This is a genomic window from Corynebacterium hylobatis, assembly GCF_003955685.1.
GTDB classification, from domain to species: domain Bacteria; phylum Actinomycetota; class Actinomycetes; order Mycobacteriales; family Mycobacteriaceae; genus Corynebacterium; species Corynebacterium hylobatis.
Window position 1 is genome coordinate 187,104 of the sequence record NZ_RXHJ01000006.1, and the last position, 17,901, is coordinate 205,004.

Below are 17,901 nucleotides of genomic sequence, written 5' to 3' on the forward strand. Positions count from 1 at the left end.
GGGGGATCCTGCGGGCTCAGCGCTCGAGCACCGCATGGTCGATCCGGGAGAGTCCCTCGTTGACCTGGTAGGAGGTGGCGGTAATGTCGGTGATGCCGAAGCCTGTCAGGCGGGCGGTGTGCTTCTCCACGTAGACCGCAGCACTCGCCGCATCCGCGAACAGGTAGACGCCGCCGGCGACCTGGCGCTGCGGATCCTCCGTCCACACCTTCCAGATCAGACCTTCCTGGCCGGCGATGTCGGCGGCCAGGTCGGCATAGGCGGCCTCGGCCTCGGCGCCGAAGGGTCCGGTGGAGGGGAACTCGAAAACCAGGAGCTGTGCCATGTGCCCAGGCTACGGGAAAATCAGCGTGCCAGACCCGGCGCGTCGACCGCCTCGACGATGCTGGCCGTCACCTCCCCGAGGGCGTCGATCTGCTGCGGGGAAAGGTGGTCGAAGACGTAACGGCGCACCGCCTCGACATGGCCGGGGGCGGCTGCGGCCACCTTCGCGATCCCGTCCTCGGTGAGCTGGGCGAGGGTGTAGCGGCCGTCGGCGGGGTCGGGGATGCGGCGGACCCAGCCGGCCTTCTCCAGGCGGGTGATCACCCGCGAGAGGTGCGGCAGTTTCATGTTGGCCACCACCGCCAGTTCACTGAGGCGGATGGAGGCGTCCGGTGCCTGGGAGATCTGGGAGAGGGCGTTGTACTCGGCCAGGGAGAGGCCAGCGTCCTCCCGCAGCTGCGCGTCGAGGCGGCCCGGCAGCCATTCCAGGACGGACCAGAGGGAGAGCCAGGTGTCCATCTCCTTCGGGTTCAGCCAGCGTGCGGTGTCAGCGGAGTTCATGGATGCCATCATAGTAGTCACTTTACACGTCAACTTGACGTGTAAAGTCATTCACCCTAGAGTGGGGTTTACACGTCAAGCCATAACAAACCTTTAACCCATAGGAGCCCCTGTGACTCTCAACGAGAACACCCCCGGCCTCGGCCTCACCGAACTTCCCGCCCCGGACGGCACCGTCCTCGTCGTCGGTGACGGCGGCCTGATCGGCAGCTACGCCGCCCGCCAGTACAGCCAGCTGGGCTGGCCGGTGCACGGCATCAGCCGTCGCGAGCTTGCCGACGCCGAGTGGACCCACCACAGCGCCGACCTCCTCGACACCGAGGCCCTCACCGAGCTCATCTCCTCCACCGAGGGCCTGAAGGACACCACCCACCTGGTCTTCGGCGCGTACATCGAGAAGCCGACCGACCCGGAGCTCATCGAGATCAATGACGCCCTGCTCATCAGCACCCTCGACGCCCTCAAGAACGCCGGTGTCCCGCTGCGTCATGTCACCATCTACCAGGGCGGCAAGGCCTACGGCCACCACCTCGGCTTCTTCAACACCCCGGCCAAGGAATCCGACCCGCGCCTGCTCGCCCCGCACTTCTATGACACCCAGGAGGACATCCTCCGCGAGCGGGCCGAAGAGGGCGGTTTCTCCTTCACCGCGCTGCGCCCCGAGGGGGTCACCGGCTACGCCACCGGCAACCCGATGAACCTGCTGCTGGTCATCGGCGTCTACGCCGCGATCTCCAAGGAGCTCGGCCTGCCCATGCGCTTCCCGGGTACCCGCGAGGCCTATGACGTCCTCTACCAGACCACCGACGCCGAGCTGCTGGCCCGCGCGACCGTCTGGGCCGGTTCCGCCGAGAAGGCGAAGAACGAGATCTTCAACGTCAACAACGGCGACCAGTTCCGCTGGGCCCAGCTGTGGCCGCGCTTCGCCGAGCACTTCGGCATGGACTACGCCCCGACCCAGCAGATGTCCCTGTCCGAGACCATACCGCAGCTCGCCCACGTGTGGGAGCGCCTCGTCGAGCGCCACGGCCTGGTGGACACCCCCTTCGACAAGCTTGTCGGCTGGGGTGTGGGTGACTTCCTCTTCCACCACGAGGCCGACAACATCACCTCCACCGTGAAGGTGAGGCAGGCCGGCTTCGCCGATGTGCTGGACACCGAGACCCGCCTGCTGCAGCTCTTCGACCGTCTCGTCGAGGACAAGGTGCTGCCGCCGTTCCGGGGCTAGAACGCACCCGCCAAAAAGTAGCCGCCGTCCCCTCGCTGGAACGGCGGCTCCGGCATTTCTAAGCCGACGGCCCCGGGTCCGCCTGCGGGTCGTCGCCGGCCTCGGCATCGGCCCGGTTGTCATCTCCGCTGCCGACGCGCTTGTCGGCGGCGTCCCGGATACCGGAGATGTGCCCGGCCTTGTCCTCCCCGAGGCGCCTGGTGGCCTGCTCCTCCGCCTTGTCCAGCAGGGCGTCGGTCTTCCCCTCGTCCTTGAGGAACTCGCCCGCCTTACCCTTGGCTTTATCCATGAAACCCATTTCCATCGGTCCTTCCGGTCGTTGATCACTGGTGCCTCCGACGGTACGCACGGTCGGGCCGACGCGCCGCCCGCGGGCGCAGGCGTGACCGGATCTTGACCCCTCAGCGATCGAAGAGCACCGAATCCAGCTCTCCGTGCCGGGAGCATTCGGCCAGCCAGCCGGTCGGCCGGACCTGGACCTTCATGCGTCGGCCGCAGAGCTGGCACCAGCGCGGCGGCTCCAGGCCCGCGGCGGCGCCGATCGACAGCATGCGCTCCGCGTCGACACCGATCCGCGCGCCGGTGTTGGGATGGAAGATGGGCCCCTCCCCCGCCACACACGCCGCAGCCAGTTCGCCCACCCTAGATCACCTGGCCGACGGCCTTGATCGGGATGCGCAGACCCTCGAGCATGTCGAGGTCCTTCTCCAGCGGGCGGCCCAGGGTGGTGAGGTAGTTGCCCACGATCAGGGCATTCGCACCACCGTTGAGGCCCTGCTCGACGCCGAGGTCACCCAGCGTCAGCTCGCGGCCACCGCCGAAGCGGAGGGTGACCTTCGGCATGGCCAGCCGCAGCATGGCGGTGGCTTTGAGGGCCTCGGCGGCGTCGATAAGCGGACGTCGTTCGAAGGGGGTGCCGGGGCGGGGGTCGAGGAAGTTGATGGGGACCTCCTCGGGGGCGAAGGCGGCGAGCTGGACGGCGAACTCGGCGCGCTGGGCCAGTGATTCGCCCATGCCGAGGATGCCGCCGGAGCAGACCTCGATGCCGGCGTCGCGGATCATCTCCAGGGTGCGGTGACGGTCGTCCCAGGTGTGGGTGGTGGCCACGCGCGGGAAGAAGGATCGGGCGGACTCGAGGTTGTGGTTGTAGCGTTTGACGCCGGCGGCCTTGAGGCGGTCGACCTGTTCCTGGGTGAGGATGCCCACCGAGACGGAGATGTTGATGTCCACCTCGGCCTGGACGGCGGTGATGGCCTCCTCGAGCTGGACCATGAGACGCTCGTCCGGGCCCTTGACGGCGGCGACAATGCAGAATTCGGTGGCGCCGGATTTCTGGGTCTGTTTGGCGGCCTCGACGAGCTCGGCGACGTCAAGCTGGATGGAACGCACCGGGGACTCGAAGAGCCCGGACTGGGAGCAGAAGTGGCAGTCCTCGGGGCAGCCGCCGGTCTTCAGCGAGATGATGCCTTCGATCTCGACCTCCTCGCCGCACCAGCGCAGGCGGACCTGGTGGGCGAGTTCGAGGAGTTCGGGGAGGTGGGTGTCGTCGAGTTCGAGGATCTCCAGGAGCTCGGGCTCGGTCAGACCTTCTCCCTGTTCGAGGACGGTCTGGCGGGCACGGTTGAGGATGTCGGGCATGTCGGCTCCTGTTATTGAACGGTGTTTAACGGAGCCAAGCCTAATGCGCCCCCTTGAACATCGTTCAAGGGGGCGGGGAACGGGGGTGGGGTCAGTAGCGGAAGATCGCGCCCGAGGCGTGGTTGCCCGGCAGTACAGTGACCACATCGATGCGGCCGCGGTTGGCCAGGGTGTTGGCGATGGCGGCGTCGAGCTCATCAGCCCGCGCGTCCTCGGTCAGCGCGCGCTCAGCCAGGACGAGGGTGTCCACACGGCCTGCGGCCGAATCGCTGCCGATCAGGCTGGTGTCATTGGTGGCCAGGCCGGTACCCAGCGCCTCGCCGAGACGATCCAGGGTGGCAGCGTGGCGGCGGCGCCCCTCATCGACCGCGATCGGCCAGGCCTTCTCGTGCAGCTGCTTCGGGCTGCGCTCAGTCGGGGAACCGGGTACGACCTCGGCCATCACCTTGATGGTCTTCATGTGCTCGGCCAGTGCTCCGCGGTACTCCTCGAGCGTGGCCAGGATCAGCGGGCGGCGGTCGTTGGTGAAGCGGGCCTCGACGGCCTTGCTCACCTGCTGGAGAAAACCGTTGAGCACGTTGTAGTCCCGCGGACCGTGGCCGTGGGCACCGGCGTGCACCGAGGACTGGTGCTGGAGCTGCGGCTCGCGGGTGTTCACACCCTCGGCCTCCTCATCCGAGGCAGGGATGGCACCCAGCGGGAGTTCCGTGATGGTGGCCCGGTCTCCCTCGAAGAGGCGGACCTTGTCGCGGCCGACGGCCAGGAGCAGGAACTCCTGGTCCTCGGTGAACAGCGGCAGGATGGGGCGCAGGTTGGGGTGGTCACCGACGATGACGCCGGGGGTGAAGTCGCGGTCGGTGCGGAAATGGCGGCCACCGCCCGGATAGGCGTAGATGGCCAGGCCGTCAGCCTGCTCCTGCCAGAAGCGGCGGGAGTCGGCGAGTGACTGGATGGGGGCGAGCAGCGAGTCGGCGTCGACATCCGGGTAGCGTTCTGCAAGCTCCTTGCGGGCCTGCTCGAGCAGCGGACGCAGGCGCTGGGAATCGGTGAGAGTCTCGGCGCCGCCACGGTGAGTGGGGATCACGATGGAGACCGTGGGGCCGGGCCGCGTGGCCAGGTCACGGAGATCATCATGACGGACAGGGTCTGAGGCAGTGATGATGTTCCGGGTATTCATGATTCCACCTTACGGATGAAACCTATCGGTCGCCGTGAGTTTCCCAATCCGTGACCTGCCGTTCTCCGGCAATCACCGGGTGCGCGCACATGACTAGATAGGTTGGAGTCCATGTCCCTCTACGACGAGACCCTCTCCCTGCTCCGCGCGCTCATCCGCAATGCCTGCGTCAACGACCTCACCCCCGCCTCGGGCCAGGAGGTGCGCAACGCCGACACCCTCGAGCTCTTCTTCGACGGCGTGCCCGGCGTGGAGATCAGCCGCTACGAGTCCGCGCCCGGCCGGGTGAGCATCGTGGTCACCCTGCCGGGCACCGACCCCTACGCCGAACCGCTCACCTTCCTCGGCCACACCGACGTCGTACCCGTCGACCGGGAGCGCTGGACCGTCGATCCCTTCGCCGCCGAGATCCACGACGGCCGCGTCTACGGCCGCGGGGCGATGGACATGCTCTTCATCACCGCGTCCATGGCCGCCGTGCTTCGCGACGCCGCCCGCACCGGCCGCCCCACCGGCACGCTCACCTTCGTGGGTGTCGCCGATGAGGAGGCGCGTGGCGGACTCGGCGCGAAGTGGCTCTCCGAGCACCACCCCGAGGCCTTCTCCTGGCGCAACACCGTCTCGGAGACCGGCGGCTCCCACCTGCCCATCGCCGATGGTTCCGATGCGCTGGTCCTGGTCGTCGGTGAGAAGGGTGCCGCGCAGCGCCGCCTGCACGTCTCCGGCGACGCCGGCCACGGCTCCAACCCCTACGGCCGGGACTCGGCGATCGTGAAGATGGCGGAGGTCGCCCGCCGCATCTCGCATATCGACATCCCCGTCTCCCGCGACCCGCTGTGGCAGGGCTTCGTCCGCGCCTTCCGCTTCTCCCCCGAGATCGAGACTGCGCTTCTCAGCGGCACCGACCCGGCCGCCTTCGAGCACTTCGGTGAGGACCTCAAACGCTACGCCCACGCCCTGTCGCGCCTGACCATCTCCCAGACCATCATGCGCGCTGGCACAGCCATCAACGTGCTGCCCTCCTCGGCCACCCTTGACCTGGACATCCGCCCCCTGCCGGGCACCAGCCAGGATGATGTGGACAAGATCCTCATCGAGGGCCTCGGCGACATGGCCGATCAGGTCCGCATCGAACACCTCATCTCGGAGCCGGCGACGGTCTCCCCCACCTCCGGCCCGCTCTACGAGGCGCTGGTGGCCACCTTCGACGAGTTCTTCCCCGGCGTGCCCGTCGTGCCCACCATCGCCGCCGGCGGCTCCGACCTGCGTTTCGGCCGTCGCCTCGGCGGCAACGGCTACGGCTTCGCGCTGCACGCCCGCGAGCGCACCCTCGGTGACGTCTTCTCCCAGCTGCATACCCACGACGAGCACCTGGACCTGGCGGACCTCGACCTCACGGTGCAGGCCTACCGCTCCCTGGTGCGGCGTTTCTGCGGGGTGTAGGAGGGCGTTCTCAGGGGACCAGGGAAAGAAGCGTGTCAACGCTGGCCGGAGAGGTCGGCGGTGTCATCCGGAAGCTGCATGATGTTTTCTCATTCGAGGATGGTCGTGCAGTTCAGGGCGTGGGCGGATCGGGGCCCGGTGGTGAACCCCTGAACAGGAACCGTTCCAAGGGGACCAGTCGCACTTTATCGTGCCTCCCGCACCCGCGTGCCGCTTTCGCGTGAGCAGCGGAAATTGCCGGCTGGCCGGGAGTGACCGCCCCCTACGGTCTCCTCCGGACGGTGGTTACCCCAGCAGGCTGGGGTGCACCGCAATCAGCGTGATGGTGACGATCGCACCCACCAGGTAGTTCAGCCAGAGGAAGACCCGCCAGGCGCGGTTGACGTCCTCGCACGTCTCGTCGGTGATGTTCCAGAAGCGCATGGTGTTGGCCACGTAGCCGAGTCCGGCCAGGCCGACGATCCAACCCGGGGAGGGCAGGGCGAAGATCAGCAGGGCGGCCACCAGGTAGGCACCGGCGGCCAGGCGGGTGGTCAGGCGGGCGCCGAAGGCGGTGGCGATGGAACTCAGGCCGCCCTCACGGTCGGCACGTACGTCCTGCACAGCGCCGAGGGCGTGGCTGGCCATGCCCCAGAGAAAGAAGGCACCCGCCGCGAACCAGAAATTCCCGCCCGTCGTGCCGGCGGTGATGGTGGCGCCGACGATCGCCGGGGTGACGAAGTGCGCCGAGGAGGTCACCGAGTCGAGGACGGGACGTTCCTTGAAGCGGAACGGAGGAGCGGAATAGGCGACGACCGCAGCCATCGCCAGGCTCAGCCAGGCGGCTGAGATCCACGTGCCGGCAGCGTAGAGCACCACGAGGAAAGGGATGGTCGTGACCGCGGAGGCCCACAGCAGCGGGGCGTGCATCGACCGGGGCAGGACCGCACCCTCGACGCCACCCTTACGGGGGTTGCGGATGTCGGATTCGTAGTCGAAGACATCGTTGATCCCGTACATGGCGATGTTGTAGGGGATGAGGAAGAAGACCACCCCGACCCAGAACAGCCAGTCCACTGACCCACCGGAGAGCAGGTAGGCCAGACCGTAGGGGAAGGCTGTGTTGACCCAGCTGACGGGGCGGGAGGCGGAGAGTATTCCGCGGATGATCCTCATTTACGGTCCTGCTTCCTGCCCGGCCAGAAGGCCGGGACGATGAGTGCGACGAAGAGCGGGTAGAAGAAGTCCTCGATCGGCACCAGCCCGATCTGCGGACCCAGACGCTGGGCATCGCCGTAGGCCACCAGCCCCGCCCAGATCATGAGGTTGTCGAAGACCGCCGTGAGGACGAGGAGCACCGCTGCGACGATGGCCGTCACCGCCAGCTGACGCGGGGCCTGGTTGCGGCGCACGACCCCCAGGACCACGGCAAGCAGGAGGAAGGGCAGGCTGATGAGCAGGTAGGTCATGAGGGCCTGCCTGGGGTGGAGCGGGCGTCGAGAAGCAGCCGGGTGCCGGAGGTGAGATTGATGGTCAGGTAGGTGAGGAAGAACAGGAAGAACAGTTCCTCCAGGGGCAGCTCGGGGGCGAGCAGGACACCCGTCATGTAGGGGGTGTCCCCGCGGAAGAAGGTGCCGGTGACGATGCCGAGGCCGTCCCAGGCGAGGAAGGCCGCGACGACCACCACGCTGAGGATGGTGGCGCGGCGCGGATGCAGGAAGAAGCTGAGTTTCCAGCGCCAGTCGCACAGCGCCATGCACACCAGCAGGAACAGGAGGATGGCCAGGTAGGTGAACTCAATCACGGGCATCACCCGGCTCGGGCAGCGGACCCGGACTCGCGTCACCGCGCAGGCGCTTGAGCACGTTCTCCGCGGAGATCAGGCACATGGGCACGCCGACACCGGGAACGGTGGTCGCGCCGGCGTAGTAGAGGCCGTCCACCTTCCGGGAGGCGTTGCGCCCGCGCAGGAAGGCGGACTGGCGCAGGGAGTGACCGGGGCCGATCGAACCGCCGCGCCAGGCATGGTAGCGCTCGGCGAAATCGGCCGGCCCCATCGTGCGGCGCACGACGATGCGCTCAGCCAGGTCAGGGATATCCGCCCACTCGGCGATCTCCGTGATCGCGGCCTCCGCGATGGCCTCCACCGCCGGGGAGGCGGAGTCGCGGAACGCATCTCCGTGGCCGACCTCCTCGGCCGCGGGCACGGGCACGAGGATGAAGAGGTTCTCGTGGCCCTCCGGGGCGGCCTCCGGGTCAGAGGCCGAGGGCATGGAGACATAGATGGAGTGGGAGGCTCCCAGCGGACGGGAAGGAACGGGACCGTCGAAGACGGCGGCGAAGTCCTCCGACCAGTCCCGGCTGAACAGCAGGTTGTGGTGGGTCAACTGCGGCAGACGTCCACGTACACCGGCCATGACCAGTACGGTACCCAGGCCCGGGTCCCGGGAGGCGAAGTACTTCTCCGGGTAGGTGCGCAACCGCTCAGGAAGCAGCCGGTTCTCGGTGTGATGGAGGTCCGCTCCGGAGACCACGATGTCCGCGGCGATCTCGCGCACGGTTCCGTCGGCCCCCCGCACCCGCACGCCGGTGGCCCGTTCGCGGCGGCCGGCACCTGCTGTGGTGATCGCGGTGACCTCGGTGTCGAGACACACCCGGACCCCCTGCTCGAGCGCCAGACGGTGGATCGCCCCGATGACGGCGGTGAAGCCACCGACGGGATAGCGCACGCCCTGGACCAGGTCGGTGTGGCTCATCAGGTGGTACATCGAGGGGGTGTCCTCCGGACGGGAGGACAGGAAGACCGCCGGGTAGGTGAGGATCTGACGGAGACGGCGGTCCTCGAAACGTTCGTTGACGTGGTCCTCCAGCGGGCGGGTGAGGAAGCCGATGAGCCGGCCCAGGCGCTCGCGGACATCACGGTGCAGCAGCGGCCCCGGGGTGGAGAAGGTCGTGTAAAGGAAACGCTCGATGGCGATGCGGTAGGTGTCCCCGGCGCTGTCGAGGTATTCGCGTAGTTTCTCTCCCGCGCCGGGTTCCAGGGACTCGAAGAGGCTGACCGCCTCCTCGACGCCACTCGGCACGTCCAGCGGGGCATCCCCCTCCGGGAAGAGACGGTAGGCCGGGTGCAGGTCAGCCAGCTCGAACTGCTCCTCGGTGGTGGTGCCCAACAGGCGGAAGAAGTGGTCGAAGGCATCGGGCATGAGGTACCAGGAGGGGCCGGTATCCCAGCGGAAACCCTCGTGCCCCGCCACGGTGAGGTCCCCCGCGCGCCCGCCGACGGCGTCGGTGCGTTCGATGACGGTGACGTCCACGCCCTCGCGTGCCAGGAGCGCGGCGGTGGCCAGGCCGGCGACACCGGCCCCGATCACCACCGCGGTGCGGGGCATGGTCTTCGTCGTCTTCGTCATGGTCGGGGTCCTTTTCTGCGGTTCAGTTGGGGCGCCTTGGCGACGGCCCTGGCAAGTATCGCCGCTTTCGCGGCGCGCGGCACGCTGACGCGGCGGAGCGTCAGTTCAGTGGCCGGGAGCTTCTCGATGCGGTCGGTCAGTTCGGCGAACAGCTCGGTGGCTGCCAGCACCCCCACCCGTGCCGAGACGGGCAGCATGGGAATGACGGCGCGGGCGTCGGCGAGATCGGTGCGGATGTCGGCGATGAGTTCTGTCTTGTGTTCCTCGGTCAGACCCTGCTCGCCGAGTCCGGGGAAGTAGGTACGGCCCAGAGCACCGGAGTCCTCGGCCAGGTCGCGGAGGAAGTTGATCTTCTGGAAGGCGGCGCCGAGGGACCGGGCCCCGGCCTCGAGCCGGGCGTGCTCGGCCTCCGTGACGGGATGGTCGACGAGGAAGGCTGCCAGGCACAGCAGACCGATGACCTCGGCGGAGCCGTAGACGTAGTCCTCGAAGCTGCGTGCGTCATGGCTGGCCTGGTTGAGATCGCAGCGCATGGAGGAGAAGAAGGCCACCACGTGCTCGGGGTTGAAACCGCAGCGCCGGGCGCTGAGGGCGTAGGCGTGCAGGACGGGGTCCACATGAAAGCGCCGGGCCGGGGCGGCGAGGACGGCGTGTTCGTAATCGTCGAGGGCCTGGCCCACCTCCTCATGGGACATACCGGCGGCCTGGGCGGTGCCGTCGACGATCTCGTCGGCGATGCGCACCATGGCGTAGAGGTTGCGGATATCGGTGCGCACCTGCTTCTCCAGCAGGCGGGTGGCCAGGGAGAAACTGGTCGAGTACGACAGAATCACCTGGTGGGCGGCGCGGACGGCAGCACGGTCATAGCGGTCCAGGAACTCCGCCCGCTGCTCAGGGGCGGGGGAAACGGGTTCAGACATGGGTGCGCAGCATCCTCTCGATCCGGTTGGTCACGTGGTGCAGCCCTTCCCGGATGCCGGGGGCAAGGTCGGTGTCGTCGATGAGCTGGCGGGCCTGCGCCAGATGCGCATCCCCTTCGGTGATGACCGCCCCGACGATTTCCGCGAGGTGCTCCGGGTCGGCGGCACGGTCCGCGTCCATCCGCATGGTCATCAGTGTCGCGCGTCCCTGCACGACGTCCCCGGCGGCCGTCTTACCGGTGAGTTGGCTGTCACCCACCGCGCCGGCGATGTCATCGGCCGCCTGGTAGGCGTTGCCCAGGGCGTGGGCGATCGGCTTCATCGGGGCCGGGTCACGTCCGGCGGCCAGGGCGCCGAGTTTCAGCGGGGTGCCGAAGCTGTACTCGCTGGTTTTGAGGTGGTTGCTCAGGCGTACCTGCTCCAGATCTGGCTCCGGGTCGGCCATGTGCGCGATGTCGAGGATCTCACCGGTGATGGTCTCGTGCGCGGCGGCGGAGAGCAGGCGCATGCTCTGACGGACGAGCGCATCATCCAGATCGGAGGTCAGCAGCAGCTGGAGGGAACCGTTGATGCCCAGGTCCCCGGCGACGATAGCCAGGGAGGTCCCGAGGTGGGCGTCACCGAATTCATCGCGGACGGCGGCGTGGACGGTGGGGTGACCGCGGCGCATGTCATCGCGGTCAATGATGTCGTCGTGGATGAGGAAGGCCCCGTGCAGCAGGTCCACGCACGCGCCGAAGACCGTCGCGGCGTAGAGCTGTCCGCCGGTGACCTCGCCGGCGGAGATGTGCACGAGCCGCGAGCGCAGGTGTTTGCCGCCGAGCGAGAAGGCGACGACGCCCTCGTAGGCCATGGCCAGCAGCCGGGCGCCGTGGGGCACGTGGTTGCGGCCGCGGTCGAGGAACTCGCTCAGCAGCTGTAGTGAGTCGTTGACCCGTTGGTCCAGGTCCATGCTCATGATGCCAGCACCTCCTGCAGGCGGCGCCCCAGCAGTCCGCGCTGCGCCAGGCGGCGGTGGGGCGGGTGGCGGCGCCAGTTGTGGAAGACGGTGTAGAAGCCGCGGCGGAAGCGCACCGTCAGCTGTCGCGCACCCCGCAGGGCGCGGTCATCCATGGCCAGCACGAGGTCGGGCTGGAACCAGACGGTCTCGTCCGGGCGTACCGCAAAGGACAGGTGCATGTCCTCGTGCACGTAGGGGTCACTGAAGCCGACGGTGTCGCGGACCTCGGCCCACCAGTCGGCGCGCACGGAGAAGTTGGTGCCGAAGAGCGGGTGATGGCCCAGGGCGGAGCCCACGGCCCGCTGGTAGGCGCCGAGGTAGAGACCACTGACGAAGCCCTTCAGCGGTGCCAGCGCACCGCCGAGTTCGAAGTGGGCGGTACCGGTCACCCCGATGACGCGGCGTCCCGGGGATACCTCGGCGGCGTCCCAGGCACGGTGGAGGCGGGCGATGTAGTCCTCGGGGGCGAGGATGTCGGCGTCGATACGCACGAGGATGTCACCAGTGGCGGCCTCGAAGCCGGCCAGGGTCGCCCACGTGATGCCGCGGCGCGGCTCGGTGACCACGCGTGCTCCGCCGCGGCGGGCGACCTCCGCCGAATCATCGGTGCTCCCGTTGTCCACCACGATGATCTCATCAGCAGGCACCTGCTGGGCGCGGAGGCTGTCGAGACAGCGCCGCAGGAGCACCGCGTCATTCAGGCACGGGATGACCACGCTGACCGTGCGCGGTCCGACGGGGTCGGGAAGATCCTTCATTGACTTCTTTCGGGGTGGGCGGTTGCGGTCGGGGTCGTGTGCGATCAGTGTTGTACAGACAGGAAATTATTATAACTAGACAAGCGTGTATTTTCCCGAGGTTAAGTATATGGGGCCCCTACCAAGCTCCCCTACCGGCTGACCGATGCCCCACCGGGTGGCCAGGCAGGAAGCAGAATGACCTTAGGTTTCACGTGAAACCATTGTCTTATGAAATGCGTTCAGCGCAACCCCACCTAAGCGGTAAAGAGCGCCTCAGGGGTGGCTGACTCCCCTCACCCCCTCACCCCCTGCCCCTCAGCGGCTTCCAGGATATTGCGCAGCATGACCGGGAAAATCAGGGCATGGAAAGGCAGGACGGACCACCAGTAGAGCCGTCCAGGCAGGCCCGTGGGCGCGAACAGGGCCCGCTGGACATAGGTGCAGCCCGGTTTTCCGTCCTCCCGCTCCCTGACCTCCATGACAAGCCAGGCGCGCCCGTCGACCTTCATCTCGGCGGCGAGCACCAGCCGCCGGGGCGGGTCGAGTTCAACCACGCGCCACCAGTCGACCCGGTCCCCCACCGCCAGGCTGCGGGGGTCCCGGCGGCCCCCGAGGCCCGGACCACCGATGAGGCGGTCGATGATGCCGCGGATGCGCCACAGCGAGCGGGCCGAATACCATCCACTGGACCCGCCGACCCCCTCCACCACCGCCCACACCTGCTCAGCCGGCAGATCGGAATCACCGGAGCGGACGTCCTCGTAGACGGATTCGCCGGACCAGCCCGGGTCGGTGGGCATACTGTCAGCGGCGTCACTGACCCGGTTCCAGCTCCGGTCCCAGGAGGTGGGCACCCCGCGGCCCCGTTCAGCCTTGACGGCCAGCTCCACCGCCCGGGGATAGTCGATCAGTCCCTGGGGCGGGTCGGGGATGATCTCGGCGATACCGTGCTCCTCAGTGACGGCATCCTCCGCCATGGACTGGGCCAGGGGAACAGCCAGCGTAGAAGGTACGGGGGTGACCAGGCCGATCCACGCGCCGGACAGGCGGTCCATGGGCAGGCTCAGCGGGACCGAGTAGATGTGCCGGCGCAGACCGTTGAGCCGACCATAGATGCGCAGCAGGTCAGCGAATTCGTAGGTCTGACCGCAGCCGATGTCGCAGGCCCGGTTCACGGGCTCGTCGAGGTCCGCCGCAGCGACGAGATAATAGAGGGCATCCCGGATGGCCAGGGGCTCGATACGGTTGGAGATCCAGCGCGGTGCCACCATCACCGGCAGACGTTCGGTGAGGTGCCGGATCATCTCGAAGGAGGCGGAGCCGGAACCGATGAGGGTGGCCGCCCGGAACACCAGCGCGGGGACCTCCCCCTCGAGCAGGATGCGGGCCACCCGCTCGCGGGAGCGCATGTGCCGGGACAGTTCCTCCAGTTCACGGCCGCGGGGATGCAGGCCGGAGAGATACACGATCTGCTGCACCCCGGCCCCCTTCGCGGCGCGGGCGACGGTGGTGGCGGTGCGCTTCTCCACATCCTCGAAGTCCTGGCCCTTGTCCCCCATCGAGTGCACGAGGTAGAAGACGACGTCCACACCCGCCATGATGCGGGTGACGTCCTCAGGGTCGGTGAGATCTGCTTCGACCAGGTCGACCTCGTCACTCCAGTCGAAGCGGTCCAGGCTGCCGACCCGGCGGGAGGAGGCCCGCACCTGAAAACCGGCGGCGAGCAGTTCGGTGACCAGACGGCCGCCGACGTAGCCGGAGGCGCCGGTGACCAGCACTGTCCGCCCGGGATGGCGGGCGGTGTATTCCAGGGTGGGAGGGACTGAAGGAGCCATGGGTCCCAGGGTAGATATCCGGGGGCAGGGACGGAGCCGAGAAGCGGCGCAGATACCAAACTGTGACAGCCACCACAAGGGACCTGAAAGATCCCTAAACTTGCGGGCAGGAGGTGTCACCCATGTCCCCAACCACCACAACGACATCAACCGCAACAACCACCACCCGTGAGAGCAGCTGGCTGCTACCCGTGGTCACCCTCCTCGGTACCGCCGTCGCGATCGCCCTCGCCTACCTGGGCAGCGGAGCGCACGGCGGCACCGCCGTCAATGAGGCTGCCGGCGGTGCCCTCTCCGCTGATGCCACGCCACTCGCCCCCGGGGGGCCGGCCTTCCGCATCTGGAGCGTGATCTACCTCGGCCTGATCGGTTACGCCCTCTGGCAGCTGTCGAAGACAGCCCGGACCTCGGAACGCCAGCGCGTGCTGCGCCCGTGGGCCCTGGCCTCCCTGCTGCTCAATGCCGCCTGGATCTGGATGGTCCAGCTTGACTCGCTCATCGGTTCCGTGGCGGTGATCGTGCTCCTGCTGGCGGTGCTCATCCGGATCATGTTCATCCTGGGCCAGCCACGCACCGGTGGGATCGTCGAACAGGTGCTCACCGACGGCGTCTTCGGCCTCTACTTCGGCTGGGTACTGGTGGCGACTTTCGCCAACACCTGGGCCTGGCTCGCCAACGCGGGAGTGGAGATCGTGCTCGAGGTTCCCCTGGGTGTCACCGGCATCATCGTCGCGGCCGTCGTCGCGGTGGCGGCGGCGATACTCGACGGCGGCCGGATCGCGCCCGCGCTGGCCACCGCCTGGGGCCTGGCCTGGATCGCCATCGCCCGCACCGAGGGCCAGTTCGAATCGCAGGCACTGGTCTGGGCCGGCGGCATCGCAGCGGCCGTCGTCCTGCTCTCCCCCGCCATCGGCCGCTTGCGAAGGTGACGTGCCCCCCTTCGCGCTGCGCGTCCGCCGGAACCGTGAGATTATTATTGACCGCCACCCGGCAGCACAACAGCCCCACCGATCAATAAAGGTGCCCGAACATGGTTTCCTTCCCCCGTCCCCGCTTCCGCCGCCCGCTGCTCGCCAGCGCCGCCGTCGGAGCCGCCACCGTCCTGCTCGTCGCCTGCGCCGAGCCCTCCGAGGATTCCGGTGCGGCGGCCACCACCGACGCGACCGCCGCCTCGGAGGTCACCACGCTCACGGTCTACACCTCTGAGCCGGAGGAGAAGGTCGACGAGATCAACGCCGCCTTCATGGCCGCCAACCCGGACATCGAGGTCGAGGTCTACCGCGCCGGCACCGGTGACCTCACCGCGCGCATCGCCGGGGAGAAGCAGTCCGGCGACATCGAGGCCGACGTGCTGTGGGCCGCCGACGCCGCCACCTTCGAGACCTACAAGGCCGCCGGCGACCTCGCGGAGCTGCAGGACGTGGACACCTCCGATCTCATTGAGGAGGCCGTCGACGCCGAGGGCTTCTACGTGGGCACCCGCATCATCCCCACCGTCATCGCCTACAACACCGATGTCATCGACGAAGCTGATGCCCCGCAGTCCTGGGCCGATCTGGTCGATCCGCAGTACGCCGGCCAGCTGGTCATGCCGGACCCGGCGGTCTCCGGTGCCGCCGCCTTCAATGCCTCGGTGTGGAAGAACGACTCCCAGCTCGGCGAGGACTGGATCAACGCCCTCGGCGAGAACCAGCCGATGATCGCCCAGTCCAACGGCCCGACCTCCCAGGAGATCGCCGCCGGCGGCCACCCGGTCGGCGTGGTCGTCGACTACCTGGTCCGCGACCTGGCTGGCGCCGGTTCCCCGATCACCGCGGTCTACCCGACCGAGGGTGCCCCGTACATCACGGAGCCGGCGGGTGTCTTCGAGGACTCCGACCAGAAGGAGGCCGCGGAGCGCTACATCAGCTTCCTGCTCTCCGAGGAGGGCCAGCAGATCGCCGTCGACCAGGCCTACCTGCCGGTGCGCGAGGACGTCGGCACCCCGGAAGGCACCCCGGCCCTGGCTGACATCGCCCTGATGACCCCGGACCTGCAGGTCGTCACCGAGGACAAGAACGCAGCCGTCGAGCTGTTCCAGAACGCCATGCAGTAGACATTAAACACATGCGTTCACTGTCCCTGATGCGCGTCGGGGTGTGGCTGGTGGTCCTCGGACTGTTCGTCACGCCCCTGGCGCTCGTCGTCGCCCTCGCCGCGGGCGGCAACCAGATCCCCACCCTGCTCGACCAGGGCCTGGGTGAGGCGGTGTGGAACTCGACCTACACCACACTGCTCTCCGCCCTCGGCGCCGTCATCGTCGGCACCGCCATCGCCCTGCTGCTCGACCGCACGAACGCGGCCGGCACCACGGTGCTGCGGCTGTTCCTGCTCTCCCCGCTGCTCATCCCGCCCTTCATCGGGGCGATCGCCTGGCTGCAGCTCTTCGGCCCGAACCAGGGCCTCAACCGTTTCTTCGGCACCGAGATATGGGACATCTACGGTGCGGACGGGGTGACCTTCCTGCTCATCCTGCATTCGTACCCCATCGTCTACGTCATCGTCTCCGCCGGACTGCGCTCCATCCCCTCCGACCTGGAGCAGGCGGCGCGGATCAGCGGGGCCGGCACCCTGATGGTGCTGCGGACGGTGACCCTGCCGCTGCTGCGCCCCGCGCTGCTCTCGGCCTTCACGCTGACTGCGGTGGCCAACCTGGCTGATTTCGGTATCCCCGCGCTGCTGGGTTCCCCGGCCCGCTTCGAGACCCTGGCCACCATGATCTACCGCTTCATGGAATCCGGCACGGTGGGCAACCCGCTGCAGGTGGTCTCCACGATCGGGGTGCTGCTGCTCGTGCTCGGCATCGGTGCCGTCACCGCCGACCATCTGGTGGCCAACCGCGCGGCCTCCAAGCTCCAGGACACCGGGCAGGCCACGCGCTTCGACCTGGGTGGTGCCCGGTGGCCGGTCACCGTCACCGCCTGGGTGCTGGGCCTGACGCTGACCCTGGGACCGATCCTGGGTCTGGCCTACCGCGCCCTGCTGCCCGCCCCCGGCATCCCCCTCACCCTGGACACCATCACGCTGGAGAATTTCCGCCGCTCGCTGGACAACCCGCGCGTCGCGGACGGCTTCAGCAACTCCGTCACCCTGGCGGTGGCCACGGCTGTGATCGCGGGCGTGCTGGGCTGGCTCATCGGCCTGCTGGTCACCCGCACGCGCTTTGTCGGCAACACCGCCCTGACGCTGACCGTGCTGCTGCCCACGGCGCTGCCCGGCCTGATCATCGGTGTCGGCTGGCTCATCCTGGGCCGCTACACCGGCATCTACAACACCATGTGGGTGATCCTCGGCGCCTATGTCTGCGCCTTCACGGCGATGGTGCTGCAGGCGGTGCGCGCCCCGCTGCAGAACACACCGCTCGCGGTGGAGGAGGCCGCCCGCATCAGCGGTGCCGGCCGCCTCCGGGCGCTGCTGAGCACCACCGGCGCGATGGCTGTCCCGGCGGCCTTCTCCGGGGCGGTGCTCGTCGCCGTCACCGCCGTGCGTGAGCTGACGGTGTCCATCCTCCTCATCGCGCCCGGCACCACCACCCTCGGCGTGCAGGTGTTCAACCTGCAGCAGGCAGGGAACTACAACCAGGCATCGGCGCTGTCGCTGATGTTCGCGCTCGTCGGCATCGTCGCCCTGGCGTTGACCGTGCGCTCCCCAAAAGTCAGGAGTTGAC

At 68.2% G+C, this 17,901-nt stretch carries 19 protein-coding genes; 5 read left to right on the forward strand and 14 right to left on the reverse strand.

Annotation, left to right across the window (positions count from 1 at the left end; translation table 11 throughout):
• Positions 1-16: 16 nt before the first annotated feature.
• Positions 17-325 carry a monooxygenase gene (locus EAH68_RS06610; protein ID WP_126120533.1) on the reverse strand — a complete coding sequence of 103 codons (309 nt, stop codon included), beginning with the start codon at positions 323-325 and terminating at the stop codon, positions 17-19.
• Positions 326-345: 20 nt separating this feature from the next.
• Complete coding sequence (locus EAH68_RS06615; RefSeq protein ID WP_206436367.1) at positions 346-825, reverse strand: MarR family winged helix-turn-helix transcriptional regulator; 480 nt, start codon at positions 823-825, stop codon at positions 346-348.
• Between the two features lie 112 nt (positions 826-937).
• Between EAH68_RS06615 and EAH68_RS06620 the strand changes: the two genes are divergently transcribed.
• Positions 938-2,053: an SDR family oxidoreductase gene (locus EAH68_RS06620; RefSeq protein WP_126120534.1), complete on the forward strand. Its 1,116-nt coding sequence runs from the start codon at positions 938-940 to the stop codon at positions 2,051-2,053.
• 58 nt (positions 2,054-2,111) lie between these two features.
• Here EAH68_RS06620 and EAH68_RS06625 read toward each other — a convergent pair whose 3' ends face one another.
• The 4 genes from EAH68_RS06625 to EAH68_RS06640 form a co-directional block, all read right to left on the reverse strand.
• Entirely contained in the window at positions 2,112-2,342 is a 231-nt protein-coding gene (locus EAH68_RS06625; protein WP_241228328.1) for an Rv0909 family putative TA system antitoxin, read from the reverse strand.
• Positions 2,343-2,454: 112 nt separating this feature from the next.
• Positions 2,455-2,694 (reverse strand): biotin synthase auxiliary protein BsaP, encoded by a 240-nt coding sequence (gene bsaP, locus EAH68_RS06630; protein WP_126120536.1) that lies wholly within the window; start codon positions 2,692-2,694, stop codon positions 2,455-2,457.
• A 1-nt stretch (position 2,695) separates the two neighbouring features.
• On the reverse strand, positions 2,696-3,691 hold the full coding sequence (bioB, locus tag EAH68_RS06635) for a biotin synthase BioB (RefSeq protein ID WP_126120537.1): 996 nt from the start codon (positions 3,689-3,691) through the stop codon (positions 2,696-2,698).
• Positions 3,692-3,782: 91 nt separating this feature from the next.
• Entirely contained in the window at positions 3,783-4,868 is a 1,086-nt protein-coding gene (locus EAH68_RS06640; protein ID WP_126120538.1) for a baeRF3 domain-containing protein, read from the reverse strand.
• 111 nt (positions 4,869-4,979) lie between these two features.
• On the opposite strand from EAH68_RS06640, the gene EAH68_RS06645 reads away from it, so the two are divergent.
• Complete coding sequence (locus tag EAH68_RS06645; protein ID WP_126120539.1) at positions 4,980-6,311, forward strand: M20/M25/M40 family metallo-hydrolase; 1,332 nt, start codon at positions 4,980-4,982, stop codon at positions 6,309-6,311.
• Positions 6,312-6,596: 285 nt separating this feature from the next.
• On the opposite strand, the gene EAH68_RS06650 is transcribed toward EAH68_RS06645, so the two are convergent.
• From EAH68_RS06650 to EAH68_RS06685, 8 genes are all read right to left on the reverse strand, one after another.
• Positions 6,597-7,466, reverse strand: a complete 870-nt coding sequence (locus tag EAH68_RS06650) for a prenyltransferase (protein ID WP_126120540.1) — start codon at positions 7,464-7,466, stop codon at positions 6,597-6,599.
• Positions 7,463-7,759 carry a lycopene cyclase domain-containing protein gene (locus EAH68_RS06655; protein ID WP_126120541.1) on the reverse strand — a complete coding sequence of 99 codons (297 nt, stop codon included), beginning with the start codon at positions 7,757-7,759 and terminating at the stop codon, positions 7,463-7,465. Before EAH68_RS06655 ends, EAH68_RS06650 begins: the two co-directional genes overlap by 4 nt.
• The gene (locus tag EAH68_RS06660; RefSeq protein WP_439647613.1) at positions 7,756-8,094 is read right to left on the reverse strand and encodes a lycopene cyclase domain-containing protein; all 339 of its coding nucleotides are present in this window, start codon (positions 8,092-8,094) and stop codon (positions 7,756-7,758) included. Before EAH68_RS06660 ends, EAH68_RS06655 begins: the two co-directional genes overlap by 4 nt.
• On the reverse strand, positions 8,087-9,700 hold the full coding sequence (crtI, locus tag EAH68_RS06665) for a phytoene desaturase family protein (protein ID WP_126120542.1): 1,614 nt from the start codon (positions 9,698-9,700) through the stop codon (positions 8,087-8,089). The genes EAH68_RS06660 and crtI overlap by 8 nt, the downstream gene beginning before the upstream one ends.
• On the reverse strand, positions 9,697-10,620 hold the full coding sequence (locus EAH68_RS06670) for a phytoene/squalene synthase family protein (RefSeq protein WP_126120543.1): 924 nt from the start codon (positions 10,618-10,620) through the stop codon (positions 9,697-9,699). The genes crtI and EAH68_RS06670 overlap by 4 nt, the downstream gene beginning before the upstream one ends.
• Positions 10,613-11,578: a polyprenyl synthetase family protein gene (locus EAH68_RS06675; protein WP_126120544.1), complete on the reverse strand. Its 966-nt coding sequence runs from the start codon at positions 11,576-11,578 to the stop codon at positions 10,613-10,615. Before EAH68_RS06675 ends, EAH68_RS06670 begins: the two co-directional genes overlap by 8 nt.
• On the reverse strand, positions 11,575-12,378 hold the full coding sequence (locus tag EAH68_RS06680) for a glycosyltransferase family 2 protein (RefSeq protein WP_126120545.1): 804 nt from the start codon (positions 12,376-12,378) through the stop codon (positions 11,575-11,577). Before EAH68_RS06680 ends, EAH68_RS06675 begins: the two co-directional genes overlap by 4 nt.
• Positions 12,379-12,653: 275 nt before the next feature.
• On the reverse strand, positions 12,654-14,195 hold the full coding sequence (locus tag EAH68_RS06685; protein ID WP_126120546.1) for an SDR family oxidoreductase: 1,542 nt from the start codon (positions 14,193-14,195) through the stop codon (positions 12,654-12,656).
• A 122-nt stretch (positions 14,196-14,317) separates the two neighbouring features.
• Between EAH68_RS06685 and EAH68_RS06690 the strand changes: the two genes are divergently transcribed.
• The 3 genes from EAH68_RS06690 (at position 14,318) to EAH68_RS06700 (ending at position 17,900) form a co-directional block, all read left to right on the forward strand.
• Positions 14,318-15,124 carry a TspO-related membrane protein gene (locus EAH68_RS06690; RefSeq protein ID WP_164546419.1) on the forward strand — a complete coding sequence of 269 codons (807 nt, stop codon included), beginning with the start codon at positions 14,318-14,320 and terminating at the stop codon, positions 15,122-15,124.
• 101 nt (positions 15,125-15,225) lie between these two features.
• Entirely contained in the window at positions 15,226-16,290 is a 1,065-nt protein-coding gene (locus tag EAH68_RS06695) for an ABC transporter substrate-binding protein (protein ID WP_126120547.1), read from the forward strand.
• A gap of 11 nt (positions 16,291-16,301) precedes the next feature.
• Positions 16,302-17,900 carry an ABC transporter permease gene (locus EAH68_RS06700; RefSeq protein WP_164546420.1) on the forward strand — a complete coding sequence of 533 codons (1,599 nt, stop codon included), beginning with the start codon at positions 16,302-16,304 and terminating at the stop codon, positions 17,898-17,900.
• Position 17,901 lies beyond the last annotated feature (1 nt).

What these genes read in the sequence shown, in the direction of transcription:
- EAH68_RS06610 (WP_126120533.1), bottom strand. Translation starts at nt 325, where the DNA reads ATGGCACAGCTCCTGGTTTTCGAGTTCCCCTCCACCGGACCCTTCGGC.
- EAH68_RS06615 (WP_206436367.1), bottom strand. Translation starts at nt 825, where the DNA reads ATGAACTCCGCTGACACCGCACGCTGGCTGAACCCGAAGGAGATGGAC.
- EAH68_RS06625 (WP_241228328.1), bottom strand. Translation starts at nt 2,342, where the DNA reads ATGGATAAAGCCAAGGGTAAGGCGGGCGAGTTCCTCAAGGACGAGGGG.
- bioB (WP_126120537.1), bottom strand. Translation starts at nt 3,691, where the DNA reads ATGCCCGACATCCTCAACCGTGCCCGCCAGACCGTCCTCGAACAGGGA.
- EAH68_RS06640 (WP_126120538.1), bottom strand. Translation starts at nt 4,868, where the DNA reads ATGAATACCCGGAACATCATCACTGCCTCAGACCCTGTCCGTCATGAT.
- EAH68_RS06645 (WP_126120539.1), top strand. Translation starts at nt 4,980, where the DNA reads ATGTCCCTCTACGACGAGACCCTCTCCCTGCTCCGCGCGCTCATCCGC.
- EAH68_RS06650 (WP_126120540.1), bottom strand. Translation starts at nt 7,466, where the DNA reads ATGAGGATCATCCGCGGAATACTCTCCGCCTCCCGCCCCGTCAGCTGG.
- EAH68_RS06655 (WP_126120541.1), bottom strand. Translation starts at nt 7,759, where the DNA reads ATGACCTACCTGCTCATCAGCCTGCCCTTCCTCCTGCTTGCCGTGGTC.
- crtI (WP_126120542.1), bottom strand. Translation starts at nt 9,700, where the DNA reads ATGACGAAGACGACGAAGACCATGCCCCGCACCGCGGTGGTGATCGGG.
- EAH68_RS06670 (WP_126120543.1), bottom strand. Translation starts at nt 10,620, where the DNA reads ATGTCTGAACCCGTTTCCCCCGCCCCTGAGCAGCGGGCGGAGTTCCTG.
- EAH68_RS06675 (WP_126120544.1), bottom strand. Translation starts at nt 11,578, where the DNA reads ATGAGCATGGACCTGGACCAACGGGTCAACGACTCACTACAGCTGCTG.
- EAH68_RS06680 (WP_126120545.1), bottom strand. Translation starts at nt 12,378, where the DNA reads ATGAAGGATCTTCCCGACCCCGTCGGACCGCGCACGGTCAGCGTGGTC.
- EAH68_RS06685 (WP_126120546.1), bottom strand. Translation starts at nt 14,195, where the DNA reads ATGGCTCCTTCAGTCCCTCCCACCCTGGAATACACCGCCCGCCATCCC.
- EAH68_RS06690 (WP_164546419.1), top strand. Translation starts at nt 14,318, where the DNA reads ATGTCCCCAACCACCACAACGACATCAACCGCAACAACCACCACCCGT.
- EAH68_RS06695 (WP_126120547.1), top strand. Translation starts at nt 15,226, where the DNA reads ATGGTTTCCTTCCCCCGTCCCCGCTTCCGCCGCCCGCTGCTCGCCAGC.
- EAH68_RS06700 (WP_164546420.1), top strand. Translation starts at nt 16,302, where the DNA reads ATGCGTTCACTGTCCCTGATGCGCGTCGGGGTGTGGCTGGTGGTCCTC.